13 protein-coding genes are annotated in these 13,137 nt (G+C 53.2%); 11 read left to right on the top strand and 2 right to left on the bottom strand.

Translation table 11 applies throughout. From position 1 onward, the window contains the following. Positions 1–29: 29 nt before the first annotated feature. Genes ACZ5M3_RS00445 through ACZ5M3_RS00430 form a run of 4 tightly spaced genes read left to right on the top strand, consistent with a single transcriptional unit; the run spans position 30 to position 1,991 of the window. The gene (locus ACZ5M3_RS00445; protein ID WP_464839781.1) at positions 30–590 is read left to right on the top strand and encodes an endonuclease V; all 561 of its coding nucleotides are present in this window, start codon (positions 30–32) and stop codon (positions 588–590) included. Continuing rightward, positions 587–1,225 carry a DUF120 domain-containing protein gene (locus ACZ5M3_RS00440; protein WP_464839780.1) on the top strand — a complete coding sequence of 213 codons (639 nt, stop codon included), beginning with the start codon at positions 587–589 and terminating at the stop codon, positions 1,223–1,225. The genes ACZ5M3_RS00445 and ACZ5M3_RS00440 overlap by 4 nt, the downstream gene beginning before the upstream one ends. After that, positions 1,222–1,740, top strand: a complete 519-nt coding sequence (locus ACZ5M3_RS00435) for a hypothetical protein (protein WP_464839779.1) — start codon at positions 1,222–1,224, stop codon at positions 1,738–1,740. The genes ACZ5M3_RS00440 and ACZ5M3_RS00435 overlap by 4 nt, the downstream gene beginning before the upstream one ends. Before the next feature lie 41 nt (positions 1,741–1,781). After that, on the top strand, positions 1,782–1,991 hold the full coding sequence (locus ACZ5M3_RS00430; RefSeq protein WP_464840982.1) for a PRC-barrel domain-containing protein: 210 nt from the start codon (positions 1,782–1,784) through the stop codon (positions 1,989–1,991). On the opposite strand, the gene ACZ5M3_RS00425 is transcribed toward ACZ5M3_RS00430, so the two are convergent. Then, positions 1,992–3,455 (bottom strand): NAD-binding protein, encoded by a 1,464-nt coding sequence (locus tag ACZ5M3_RS00425; protein WP_464839778.1) that lies wholly within the window; start codon positions 3,453–3,455, stop codon positions 1,992–1,994. It abuts the gene before it with no gap. A gap of 114 nt (positions 3,456–3,569) precedes the next feature. On the opposite strand from ACZ5M3_RS00425, the gene ACZ5M3_RS00420 reads away from it, so the two are divergent. Beyond that, positions 3,570–5,315 (top strand): hypothetical protein, encoded by a 1,746-nt coding sequence (locus tag ACZ5M3_RS00420; RefSeq protein ID WP_464840981.1) that lies wholly within the window; start codon positions 3,570–3,572, stop codon positions 5,313–5,315. A gap of 110 nt (positions 5,316–5,425) precedes the next feature. Here ACZ5M3_RS00420 and ACZ5M3_RS00415 read toward each other — a convergent pair whose 3' ends face one another. Then, positions 5,426–6,175, bottom strand: a complete 750-nt coding sequence (locus ACZ5M3_RS00415; RefSeq protein WP_464839777.1) for an RAD55 family ATPase — start codon at positions 6,173–6,175, stop codon at positions 5,426–5,428. Between the two features lie 133 nt (positions 6,176–6,308). On the opposite strand from ACZ5M3_RS00415, the gene ACZ5M3_RS00410 reads away from it, so the two are divergent. The 6 genes from ACZ5M3_RS00410 to ACZ5M3_RS00385 all read left to right on the top strand — a co-directional run bounded on the left by ACZ5M3_RS00410 (position 6,309) and on the right by ACZ5M3_RS00385 (position 13,080). Beyond that, positions 6,309–7,103: a helix-turn-helix transcriptional regulator gene (locus ACZ5M3_RS00410; RefSeq protein ID WP_464839776.1), complete on the top strand. Its 795-nt coding sequence runs from the start codon at positions 6,309–6,311 to the stop codon at positions 7,101–7,103. A 22-nt stretch (positions 7,104–7,125) separates the two neighbouring features. Further along, entirely contained in the window at positions 7,126–8,049 is a 924-nt protein-coding gene (locus ACZ5M3_RS00405) for a UbiA family prenyltransferase (protein WP_464839775.1), read from the top strand. A gap of 58 nt (positions 8,050–8,107) precedes the next feature. Continuing rightward, entirely contained in the window at positions 8,108–8,977 is an 870-nt protein-coding gene (locus ACZ5M3_RS00400) for a DMT family transporter (protein WP_464839774.1), read from the top strand. Positions 8,978–9,234: 257 nt separating this feature from the next. Next, positions 9,235–9,807: a CBS domain-containing protein gene (locus tag ACZ5M3_RS00395; protein WP_297093210.1), complete on the top strand. Its 573-nt coding sequence runs from the start codon at positions 9,235–9,237 to the stop codon at positions 9,805–9,807. Positions 9,808–9,898: 91 nt separating this feature from the next. Beyond that, positions 9,899–11,116, top strand: a complete 1,218-nt coding sequence (locus ACZ5M3_RS00390; RefSeq protein ID WP_464839773.1) for a hypothetical protein — start codon at positions 9,899–9,901, stop codon at positions 11,114–11,116. A 98-nt stretch (positions 11,117–11,214) separates the two neighbouring features. Next, positions 11,215–13,080: an ABC transporter substrate-binding protein gene (locus ACZ5M3_RS00385; RefSeq protein ID WP_464839772.1), complete on the top strand. Its 1,866-nt coding sequence runs from the start codon at positions 11,215–11,217 to the stop codon at positions 13,078–13,080. The last annotated feature ends 57 nt before the right edge of the window (positions 13,081–13,137 follow it).

Here is a 13,137-nt window from a genome sequence, read left to right as displayed (position 1 = left end):
TTTAATTGCATAATTAGGTGATTAATGAAATGAACAAAAAGCTCAGGAAGATTGAAGAGGCCCAGCGGAAGCTCGCCTTGAAGATCATAGAGAGGCCGGTTAGGGCGGAGAGCGTGAAAACCGTTGGGGCAGTCGATGTTTCCTACGGCGACACCGCCAGAGCGGCCTTTGTCCTGTGTTCCTATCCCGACTGCAGGGTACTGAAAACCAAGGTAATCGAGACGGAAATTGCCTTCCCCTACGTCCCCACTTTCTTTTTCCTCAGAGAGACGCGGCCGGTTCTCCTGGCGGTGAGGGGGGAGGAGTTTGATGTGCTGCTCGTGGAGGGACACGGGAGGGCACATCCCCGGGGCTACGGGCTCGCCTCCCACATCGGGCTGTTGCTCGGAAGACCAACGATCGGTGTTGCCAAGAAGCCCCTGAAGGGAATCGCTGAGGGACAGTTCATAAAGGTGGGAAAAGCTTATGTAAGCGTCGGGCACTTAATCGATTTAGAGTCTGCGGTGAGAATCGTCGCGTCTTTGCTTGAGAGCGGCTATCCCAGGCCGTTGAAGCTCGCGGACAGGCTGTCAAAGAGGGGAAGGCTATGAAAAGGATTCAAATGCTCATACTGCTCGCCCGGAAGGGCGCGCTTGACAGGAAGATAAAGATAACCCTTAGAGAACTCGCCAACGAGCTGGGAATCTCTCCCCAGTCGGTTCTCCGACTGCTCGAGGAAATGGAGGAAGAGGGGCTGGTGGAAAAAGAGGTGGTAGGAAGAAAGACCTACATTGAGATAAGCCAAGAGGGACTGGCTTTTCTGGAGAACCTCTGCGATGCTATCTCCGAGGCCCTCTACAACGGCATAATAATCGGTGAGGTCATATCCGGAATCGGAGAGGGAGCGTACTACGTCAGACAGTACTCCCACCTGATACGTGAGTACCTGGGCTTTGACCCGTATCCAGGCACCCTAAACATACGCGTGCTGTTTCCAAAGACTGTCTTTGATGCGTTCTGCGGCGTTAGACCTGTCATCCTGCCCGGATTCTCAAAAGGCGGAAGAACCTTTGGGGACGTTAAAGCCTACCGCGTTCAGATAAACGAAGTGGAGGGAGCGATAGTCATACCATCCAGAACAGTCCACCCGCCAAGGATCGCCGAGATAATCGCCCCCGTGTGCCTCAGGGAGAAGTTGGGACTAAAAGACGGAAGCAGGATAACCGTGAAGGTCGTGAGAGGATGAACTGGCGTTCGGTACTCACCTGGGCTGGCATTGGGGCTTTCATCGGATTCGCCATAGCCGTCGGGATGTACTCTCCAATGAAGAACGAGAACTTTGTGTATTTGATATACATAGGAATGCTGGCTGGATCGCTTTTGGGAGCAAGGTATCCAACGGACACGCGGGCGTCCGCCTACGCCTTTCCCCTGGGATTCGCTGCAACGACCCTTCTCGCGGGTGTCTGGATGGTCAAGTCCGTGGGTTCCAGCGACGTCTACGCGTTCCTTGCTGTTGTCGTGGTGGTTATGATGCTCGTGGGTGCCAACGGGTTTCTGGATATGTTCCTGGTGCCGCTAACGTACTTTGGGGGCTTCACGGTCGCGATGCTGACGTTCAAGGGCTATCAGCCACTGCAGGGCTCGGAGGGTGCAGTTGTCGGCCTCTTCACAATAGGCGTCATGGGGGCAGTACTGGCCTTTTTTGCGGTCTTTGGAAGATGGGCGTTCACCGTGGCCAAGAACATCCCGAGGAGGTAACGTTTAAATACGTCCACCAACAACCTAATCCGGTGATTAAAATGGTGATGCGTCTCTCAAGGCTCTACGGAAAGCAGATATACAACACCAAGGGTTATTACGTCGGCTACGTCGACGAGATACTAATCGAGATAGACAGAGGGCAGGCAAAGGTACTCGCCTTGGGTCTTCCGGGGGAGAAGGTCGGCGTCCCCTACGACAGGGTCACCGCAATAGGAGACATAATACTGGTAAAAGCAAGGGAAGAATGATCAGCCTTCTTTAACTTTTAGCGCCTCAAGGAACTTTTCGGTTATTGCCTCTTCTGCCAGCCTCAGCAGTGAGCTCTTGTCCCTGGCCAGTTTGAAGATCCCCAGCGGAATCCTTGCACCACCGGACTGAGCGTGGCCGCCGCCACTGCCGATGTCCCCAAAGGCCTCCCTGAGAACCGTGCCTATGTTGACCCTGACATCGCGGGTTCTGGCGGAAATTTCTATCCTGTCATCAACGATGCCGAAGACCAGAACGGTGGTTATTCCCTCAAGGCGGAGGAGGAAGTCGGCCGATTCGGCTATCGCATCGCGGTTCGTTATGAACCCAACGTTGCTGACAACGACGTTCTTGTAGATGCGGCGGTTCATTATCGCCTTGGCCAGTATCTCAGCGGTCTCGGTGCTTATGTCCGGGTGCTCTATCTTGTCAAGGAGCTCGTAGTCGACCGTTCCGGCAAGGAACTCTATCGCCTTCAGGTCTACATGGCTCAGCTTGGAGAACTTCTTGGTGTCGATGTAGATGCCGTAGAAGAGCGCCGTTCCAAGGACGGGCGTGACAGAGATGTTGAGGGTGCGGAGATACTCCGCCAGTATCGCGGACGATGAGTTCACTTCCGGCCTTATGTCGAGGAAGGCATCGTCCGGAAGGAGTTCCTGAAGGTGCTGCAGTATCTGATGGTGGTCGATTAATATCTTTATCTTCTCGTAGTCGTTGCCCTCCAGTACCGTCAGGTTCCCGTTGGGCTGGCAGTCCACGAGTGCTATAACCGGATAGCGCTTGAGCTCATAGGAGCCGCGGGAGATCTTCCTTATGTCAACCCCCAGCAGGTTGACAAACGCCCTGTTTTCGTGGTGGGTTATTTCACCGCCGTACACGATCTGGGTCTTGAAGCCGAGCGTCTGGGCTATAACGCTGAGCGCCGTTGCGCTGGCTATCGCATCGGGATCCGGATTGTCGTGCATTACTATCAAGAGGGAGTCGCTCTTTGCCTTCAGCTCCTTGAGCTTCTTCACGAGAAGGTTGGCGTTCTTCTTTTCGCCGAGCATCTCGACGGTCTTCACCACAGCATCCTTAAGGGCGCTCCGGGGTGAAATCGCGTACTCCACTCTGACCTCCGCCTCGAACTCTTCGTTGATCTGAGAAATAAGGTCGTCGAGACTCACCTCGTCAGGGATGACTGTGAGGATCGGGACATCTTTGTTATTTGTCCTTATCACATAGACCGTTTTCTTTATTGTGTCCACGTCCATAACGGTGATTATAACCAGCTCAGCCTTGTCTATGCCGGCCTTTAGCAGCGTTGCGGTGTATGAAAAGTCTCCCCGAATGACCTGGAATCCGCTCTCTTCAAGAGCCTTTGCCCGGAGCTGATCCTTCTCAATGATTATAACCTCAAACTCTCCTTTGAGAGAGTCTGCTATTGAGCGGCCGATTGCCCCGCCTCCAAGTATCAGCACCCGCATGTTTCTCACCTTTTTGCACAATAATGTTTAAATACAAGCGCCGATATACTAAGACGGTGAATTCCTTTCGGGATTTCTTTGATGGAGGGATATATATAGCTAATGGTGATGAGCATGCAGTTGCCGGACAAGCAACCACTCATTGAAAACGTGGTAGTAACATCGGCGGGGGAACTGGGGGAGCTCATCCAAAAGGGCCTCTCAAAGGGTAGCGGTGCGTTTCTAAAGATATTCGCCAAGGACTCCGCCGGAAAGTACTACATGACAATACTCCTCGACCGCTCTAAGGTACTCGCTGCCGAGTGTCTTCTCGTGGACAAGAAGCAGAGCCTCAACGGAGAAGAGGCAATCAGCGTGTTGAAGTCATTCATCGGTAAACCCATGGTCGTTGACGTTTATGCCCTTGATGAGCTGGAAATCAAGCTTTCAATAGCGGATAACGTTGATGTGTACGTCCAGACACCGAAAATACCCCTGAACGAGCTGTTCAAAAAGGCCGAGGAAGGTCCACCGAAAGGGGAGGAGGAACAGAAAGAATCAACGACCCCCGTGACCGTTACGCAGGAGGTTCCCAAGGCGGTTCCGGTTGTGGAAGAAGCGAAGGTAGAGGAAAAGGCCGAAGTCCCCACTGAGGAGAAGCCCTCCGCCCCCGCCCCCCCAGGGGTAGAGGAGAAAAAATCCGCTGCGGCTCCCCCAGAAAAACCGGAGGTCATCGTTAACTTTACCGGGGGAGAGCTTCCAGAGAGGGCGTTCCAGTTATACGCCGAAGACCTGCTCAAGGAAGCCAAAAAGATCAAGGGTCTCAGGATCAGCAAGATCGAGTTTGATGCAAACGTTGGTGAAGGTGTGGTTTATCTGAACGTCCACATATACGGCAACTCGGATGGCAGTTCCAGGGACATAGAAATCGCGGAGAAGAGGATGCTCCACGCGGTCAGCAAATATGCCCCCATCCTTCTCAGGGAGGCCGAGGTCAAGCCTATAATCAAAGACGTCAGCGTGGTGATAGACGGGCAGGAAATCAAGCCTCAGGAGATCGTGGACAGGGATAAAAAGAAGACAGGCAACGTGACAAAGGACGGAAAGATAAGCCTCTCCGTTCTTGAGGACGTCTGGCCGTATTTCAGCGCCTATGCCAGAACCGTTATTACCGAGCTGGAGGGGGCAGGAGTAAGGGTCAAGAAAGCGTATTTTGACGTCAAGGGCAGAAAAGAGTTCGAAATTAATCTGTCCATGGTCGGAGAGACCGAAATGACCAAGGAGACAGTTGAGAGAATCGCCAGGGACATCCTCACAAGGCACGCCAGAGAACTTGGAAGGTCGATAAAGCGCTACATAACCGTCCACAACATCGACGTTGAGGTTCTAACCCCCACCATTGCGAGCGCCGCCAGGGAAGCTCCCAAGGTAACCTCCAGCAAAGCCGCGGAAGTCCTGGCAAAGAAGGAACTCCTGGAGAAGGAGGTCGAGCAGCTCCTCAAGCAGGCCGGAATAGAGGACCTCGCCCCATTGACAGAGGAAAAGAAGAAAGAGGCAGAGGAGGCCATGCTCAAAGGCCGCATAGAACCCGCAATAGAGACTCTAAAGACCAGAATTCACGCGGAGATGAAGCTTATACCCCGGGTTACCTTCAAATGGCTCAAAATGAACCACGAGATTAAGGACTCCACGGTGATGGTTGACATTGAAGCGAGCTTCCTGAGGGAGGAAACAGGGGGTCTCTTCGGCTCGTTCTCGGGAGTCTCGGACAGCAAGATAAAGAAGGACATCGAGGACGCAATAAGACGCATCCTCCGCGAGGTCTCAAAGGAGTACAGCATAAGGATAGAGCTGAGGAAGCTCAACATAATCCTCCGCTGATTTCTTTTTATTATTCAGCACTCAAGATCCTCATCATCCTGACGTCAGTTCTGCCGAGGTCATCATGCGTTTCGCCCTTCTCAGTTGTCCCTTATAATCCTGTCCCCACATCAGCTCTTGGGGGACGTGAGCGGCATCAGGCCCTGGTGTTTGGTGTCATATCTGTAGGCCATTGGCTCAAATTTGGCAAGGGGCGATTTGAGGACGTACATCTGCTCGAAAATTCCATGCTCGCTCTTCTTGCTTGAGAATTCAAGCACGTAGTCACTGAATTCAATGCTCCACGAAAGGAAGCCCCTAGATACCCTGTCTTCTCCGAGGAGATACATCGAGAAAAGATGGCGCCCGTTTATAACGCGATTGGATAGGAGACGCTTGATCAGTTTTATACTACGCTCCTCCCCGATTTCAAACGCCATGCCATCGAGGGAGAACACAAGGTCAACGACCTCTGTTTTCTCGGTCTTCTTAAAGATGGTTCTGTATATCTGCTCAAGCTTTGGGATGTAGGTTTCAGGGTTGAAGCTCTCTATCCGGTAAACGTAATCCGCCGGATAATGAAAATCATACCTTGATCCAAAAACATCGATAACCGCAAGATTGCCCTTCCGTCCCTCTTCCTCAATGTCAAGCCCCACGGATCTTGCCCTCAGCATCAGCCTTGGAAGCGGAAGGTTGTAGTTTATGATGATGCCCAGAACTCCCCTGGAAATCTGGTGCTTCAGGATTTCAAAGGGCAGTTCCCAGCCCATTGAGAAGGAGTCATATATCACTAACAGACTCGAACTCCTTACGAGACCCCCACCAATGGCGTGGTCGATATAGTCAAGTCCAGACGTTACCACTTGCATGTGTTTCACAATACCCCCTTGGGCATTTGGGATATATAACGTTTTTGCTCTTAAAAAACAAAATTGTTCTGACAGGACAAAAGTTGTGACATCAAGAAAAGTTTATTAGGATGACACCGTAAAAGGGAGGGGAGGAGAGGCCATGAATCCGGAAAACGTGCTCAAAATGGTTGTAACATCCAGCGTGCGGCATAAAGTGCTGCTTGCCCTCTCAGAGGGGCCCAAAACACTGGGCGAGATTCATTCCCGGGTGGGTTCAACCAAGTCAACGATCTCACACGCCATCAGCGACCTGATGGAGGAAACGCTGGTAATTCAAGACCCCGAAACCAAGCAATACAGGCTCACCAATATAGGATATCTGGTTTCCCTCCAGGTTAGAAACATCAGGGGGGCCTTGGAAAGCATAAAAAGGTTTGAAGAGTTCTGGCTCTCCCATGACATCAGCGGCATTCCGGAAGAGCTTCTGCTGAGGCTGGGAGACCTCGTGGATTCAGAACTCCACACAACCACGCCGGAATACCTGAAGCTGCCCCACGAGATATACATGGAGCTGATAAGAACGTCCAAGTGGATAAAGGGCGTGTCCCCCATACTGTTCGCGGACTACCCAGAGGAATTCCTGGAGCTGGCCTTTGGCGAGGAAGTCGATATTGAGATAATCACGACCAGAACCGTGTACGAGAGGCTCGTTGAACTGTCGCCTCCGGAGGCCGTTGAGAAAGTCAAGGGTCTTCCAAACGTCAAGCTCTATGTAATCGACGAAAACCCAAAGGTCGCGTTTACCGTGACAAACAACTTTCTGTCCCTCGGCCTGTTCCTAACCAACGGCACGTATGACATGATGAACGACCTTATCAGCACCAGTGAACGGGCCAAAAAGTGGGGAATAGAACTCTTTGAATATTACAAGAAAAAGGCTGAAAGGGTTATATAATTTCCGTTTTAAATCATTATTAATGAAGAACATGGGGTTGTCCTCTGGCTATGCCAAATATTCAAAACAGAACGGAACTGGGAGTGCCTTTGGTCTGAGTACCTGGTTAGCTGGTCGTGTATTCACTTTTTTGGTTTCCACCTCCCTGTTTCTAGCGGCTAGTGGTGTGTTCAAGCTTTACTTTTCCTTTCTGCTCTACGGTATAGCCCCGCGATGGAACCTGCTCGTGGCCACGTTCCTTCTGGTGTTCAGCGTTTACGGAATCAATAAGCTGACCGACATCAGGGAGGACGAGATTAACAACCCCGAAAGGGTTGGGTACGTGAAGAGAATAGCCAAGTTTCTCAAATATTCCGTGATCATCTCGCTGGTCGTGGCGGTAATCCTCAGCGCCCTCACAAGCCCGTGGGCGGTTCTGGTCGTCCTATTCCCTATAATCGCCGGCGTGCTCTACAGCATTCGACTGCATCCCGGACACCCGAGGCTAAAGGACATTACAGGGGTCAAAAACGTAATAATAGCAGTGACATGGGCAAACGGAACCGCGTTTCTCCCCTATCTCGTTGCGGGAAATGTGGGCCTCCAGAAAGTCCTCATGATATACTACTTCTTTTTCATGAAGAGCATGATAAACACGATGCTCTTTGACGTCAGGGACATAGATGGAGACAGGATGAACGGAATACAGACGATACCAGTGAAGTTGGGGCTGGAAAAAAGCAGACGGCTTCTGCTTCTTATGAACTCAACCTTCGTGCCGTGGCTTGTAGCGGCATACGTCCTTGGATGCTTCGGTCACTATCTCCCCGTTTTGGTCTTCGCCGTCCTGAACGGTTATGTGTACATCCTGTATTTTGCCAGGGAAGGTTATAAACCGGGGAAGGCCCTTGATGTATGGGTGGATGGGGAATGGTTTTACACACTGCCCATCGCAATGCTAATATGAAGTATTCGTCTTCCATCGAAACGCTAAGTTTTTAAGCTGAACGTTCCCCGGTTTCAACATGGACGGCGTAGTACTCGGAGTTCTTGCAGCACTGACATCGGCGGTCTCATGGGCCACATCAACGGTACTGATAAAAGCGGGGATGAAAAACAAGAGCCCCGTTGCTGCCAATATATTCCGTCTCTACGCCGTCTCGGTGATGTTCGTCGTTGTCTTCCTGATAGACGGCACGTTCTCCAAAATAGCCGAACTCTCACCGATCCTCCTTGCCGTGGCCTTCATCTCGGGACTCTTCGGCTTCGTCATAGGCGACTATTTCTACCTAAACGCCCTGAAGATGATGGGCGTCTCCAGAACGGTTCCCATAACATCGACGTATCCCCTGTGGACCATACTGTGGGCATTTCTCTTCCTCGGGCGGAGGATAAGCCCCCAGGTGGTGATAGGGGCAATCCTAGTCGTTACCGCCATAATCGTGGTTCGCAGGGCTGAGGAGGAAGAGCGGGTCGACCCCAAAGGCTTTATCTTCGCCCTCCTGGCTCCCCTCTCATGGAGCTTTGCAATACTCACTATGGACTGGCTGACCGGATACGTGGACGTTCTCTCCCTCGCGGGAATCAGAATGATGTTTGCGGCGATCGGGGTTTCGGTGTTCCTCCCCAAGTACCTGCGAGAGTTGAGGGAAATAACCCTGAGAGAGGCCCTGCTCCTGACAGGGGCGGCCTTTACAGGCCTCATGCTGGGACAGTACCTCTTCGTGTATTCAATAAACCAGGTAGGCTCCCAGATATCGGCTCCGGTTTCCGCGGTAAATCCCATAATAGCCTCGGCCCTCGCGATAGCCCTGCTGAAAGAACCTCCGAACAAGAAGATACTGGAGGGCCTCGTTCTGGCCGTGCTTGGGGTCGTGCTTATCTCGACCGCTTAACTTTTAAGCTCTTCAGGTTTAGAGTTAACCGCCGACAGCGAGGGGACAACACGTCTCCTCGCACGGGCTCGGTCAACCCGCCTCCGCGAGGTACCGGGTTCAGTGAGCGGAGCGTGCTCACGCCGAGCCCACAGGGCCGGGAGCATCCACCCGCGCGAGGGAATGAACGCGGGCCTCTGTGCCCGGCCCACACTTCGACCCCCTTCTGAGGAAGGCTTATAACCTCCAAGACTGAAATAAATAACTGGTGGTTATGTATGGTGACAATCCCCCGCCCCATTGACCCCAGGGAGATAAAGCGAATTAGGAAGGAGCTCGACATAACCCAGGAAGAGCTCGCCCAGAAGGCGGGCGTGACTCAGGCTTACATAGCCAAGCTAGAGGCGGGGAAGGTCGATCCGCGATTATCAACCTTCAACCGTATTCTGCAGGCCCTACTCGAATGCAAGAGGGCACAGCTCAAAGCGAAGGACGTCATGTCTTCCCCCGTTATCTCAGTTAAGCCCTACGAACTCGTCGAAAACGTCATCAGGATAATGAACGAGCACAACATCTCGCAGATTCCGGTTATCGCGGGCAATAAGGTTGTCGGTTCCGTGACGGAGCGGACCCTGGTCAGGCAGAGCCTTGAGTACGAGGATATCTACGACAGGAAGGTCATGGAGGTCATGGAAGAGCCGTTCCCGATAGTCAACGAGGACGAAGACCTTGAGGTCGTTAAATATCTCCTTGAAGAGCATCCAGCGGTTCTGGTTCAGGACAGGGAAGGAAAGGTGGCTGGGATTATAACCCGTGTGGATATATTCAGAATCGGAAAAACGAAGGAGTAAAATTGTTCTTTCCTTTTCTCTCGTTTGGAAACGTTTTTATCATCCACAGCCCATTATTTTAAGAGAAAAATAATACGAGGGGGAACTGGCGATGAAGAAGATGTTAATCACGGTGATTATTTTTGCCCTCTTTTTCTCCCAGTGCGTGGATGCAACCACGATAGCGGTTGACGTTTCACACGATGAAGGGACGGTAGCGCTGGTCTCGTCCATAGTTGACCCGGTCACGGGAAAGGTCATAGCCGAGGGCATGATACCAACCCTCTCATGGTATGACTGGGGTTACATTGGCTACACCCCGGAGCTTGAGAACGCCGGTGTCAAGCACTTCGGCGACGGCATCACGTACGAGGCTCTAGAGGGCGTTGATGTCCTTATAATAGGACAGCCGTGGAAGAGGTTCTCTCCCGGGGAGATGGAGGCCATCGTGAAGTGGTTCTCAGAGGGAGGGAAAGTCCTGTGGGTTGCCGGGGACTGCGACAGGAAGGACAGTGCCTACGTCCAGCGAAACGTCAACGAACTGCTCTCGGCAATACCGAACACCAGGCTGAGGATAGACTACGCCACGGCAACCGACACGTTCAGCAACGCCGGGAAGAGCGCGTACGTGGCCGGTTTCGTTAGGGTGGACTTGGAAACCCCCGACGCAGATATTCTCAACAGGGGCTACCAGGGTGAAGTGGGCAAGGTTCTCTTCCATGAGCCGGGTGTCCTGGCGTGGGTGGACGAAAAGGGCAGATGGCATCCTTTAATCGCGGGGGAGATCCCTGAGGGCGTCTACAGGATAGCCACGACCAGCGGCAACGGAATGATAGAGGACGACTACGCCCCGGAGGCAAGGGCTTACAAAGCTTGGGACAGGGGGCTGTTCACGCTCCTGGCCGTGGAGTTCGTCAAACTCCCCAACGGGAGGGAAAGCATTCTGATAGTCAGTGCGGAAAGTCCATACGGAAGCCCCGTGCCCATATGGGTGAACCGCTACGGCAGCTATCTCTTCGATGGCCAGCAGTTCGTGACTAACATCCTCCGCTGGGCAATCCTTGAGGCGTCGAAGCTGGCCCCGCCGGAGGAAACCACAACCACCACGGTGACGACGACAACCACAACGCAGCAGACGACCACAACCACGCACCTCACGGTCTCCACCACGACCACCTCAAACCCTGTGGCAGAGACGACCACAGGCACCAGCGAAACATCAGTGACAACCTCAGCACCGCCAAGGACTCCCCTCTGGATTGTGGGGCTCGCCGTGGTGCTTCTCATTGGTGCCGCTGTTCTTGTGTTTCTGCTGCTCAAGAAACCATGAGCGGTCGCTTTTCTCCTTTATCTTGATGGCCAAAATATCCAACAACTTTATATACCCCCAGCCAAATCAGTGATGGACAAATAATCCAGGTGGTGCGAATGAAGAGGACTGCCTTTTTGCTCATGCTCCTGCTGTTAGGCGCCGTCATAGCGGCGGGCTGCATAGGCGGTGAAAATACCGCCTCAAGCACGTCCAGAACACCAACTACCGCGGAGACACCCACCACGACCCCCCAGACAGCTCCGCAGACATCCTCCCCTATCCAGACGTCCACCGAATCCGAGAAGCCATCTTATCCGGTAACCGTTACGGACTTCGCGAACAGGACGGTCACTATAGACTCCGAACCGCAGCGCGTTGTAACTCTGGCCCCGAGCATCACGGAAGACATCTACTACCTCGGCCTCTTCGACAGGGTCGTCGGGGTTACGGATTACGATGATTTCCCCCCGGAGGTTGCCAACGTCACTAGGATAGGTGGCTACGGGCAGTATGCAAACCTTGAGGTAATAGCCTCCCTCAACCCGGATCTCATACTCGTCGACAGCTATTCAACGCCCATTCTCAGCGACCTCGAAAAGATAGCCCCCGTGGTTGTCGTTGACCCCCACAGCCTCAACGATATACCCAGGGCCCTTGACCTCCTGGGCCAGATTTTCAACGCCCCGGAGAGTGCCCAGAAAGCCGTTATCGAGTTCCAGACGAAGATCAAGACTATAAGCTCCGCCGTTGCTGACGAACCAAAGCTCAAGGTTTTCTACATCGTTTGGAACAACCCACTCATGACAGCTGGGGGAAGCACGTTCATCAGCGACGTCATTGGCCTCGCGGGAGGGGAGAACATATTCGCCGACGCAAGCGGCTGGCCAACCGTCAGCATGGAGCAGGTCCTTGAGAGAAACCCGGACGTCATAATCCTCACGCCCCACTGCGGCATGACGGTTCAGGACGTCTACAGCAGCCCCCTCGCAAACACGAAGGCCGCCAGGGATGGGAATGTGTATGTTATCGAGAACGAAAACGACCTCATACACCCAAGTCCGCGCGTTGTTAGGGGACTCGAAGCCATAGCAAAGCTCCTCCACCCGGGGGCATTCAAAGTCAGCTACCCACTCACGGTCACGGACTTCGCGGGGCGGCAGGTCACCATCGAGAAGGAACCCGAGAGGATAGTTTCCCTTGCACCCAGCATTACTGAGAGCCTCTTCTACATAGGTGCCGGGGACAAGCTCGTTGGTGTCACAAAGTGGGCAGACTTCCCGCCGGCAGTGGAGAACATCACACGGGTCGGTGGCTACGGCCAGTACGCGAACCTTGAGATAATTGCGTCCCTGAACCCTGACCTGATTCTTGCGGACAGCTTCTCGATGTCCATACTGAACGACCTTGAGAAGATAGCCCCGGTGCTCATAGTGGACCCGAAGAATATCAGTGATATTTACACGGCCATAGGGATGCTCGGAAAGATAACCAACCGCGAAGAGGGAGCCAGGACGGTGATCGCAGACATGGAGGCGAAGGTGAGCTACGTCACCTCAATGGTGGCTGGTCAGCCCAGGCCAAAGGTGCTCTTCATAACCTGGTGGAATCCGCTTTACGTTCCCGGCAGCGGCACCTTCCAGGACGACCTGATCAGGCTCGCGGGCGGTGAAAACATATTTTCCGACATGAGCGGCTGGGCCCAGGTGAGCATGGAGCAGGTCCTTGAGAGAAACCCCGATGTGATAATAGTGTCCGCTCATGCCGGCATCACCGCGGAGGAGCTCTGCAGCACGGAGCTCGTGAACACGAACGCCTTCAAGAACGGCATGGTATTCACCATCAGCGACGACAACCTTGTCTCCAGGCCGGGACCAAGAATAGTGCACGGACTGGAGGAGATCGCCGAGTACCTGCACCCGGACGTCTTCAACTACCAGTTCCAGCCGCTCGTATGCAATGCAACGGCTTCCAGCGGGGGATGAACCCCCACATTTTATTTTCCGGGCAACCGTTAAAAAGGGCCCTACCAAATTTCTCCG

The organism is Thermococcus coalescens (assembly GCF_055392585.1).
The sequence above is the reverse complement of the archived record's forward strand: the minus strand, read 5'-3'. Positions and strand labels throughout refer to the sequence as shown.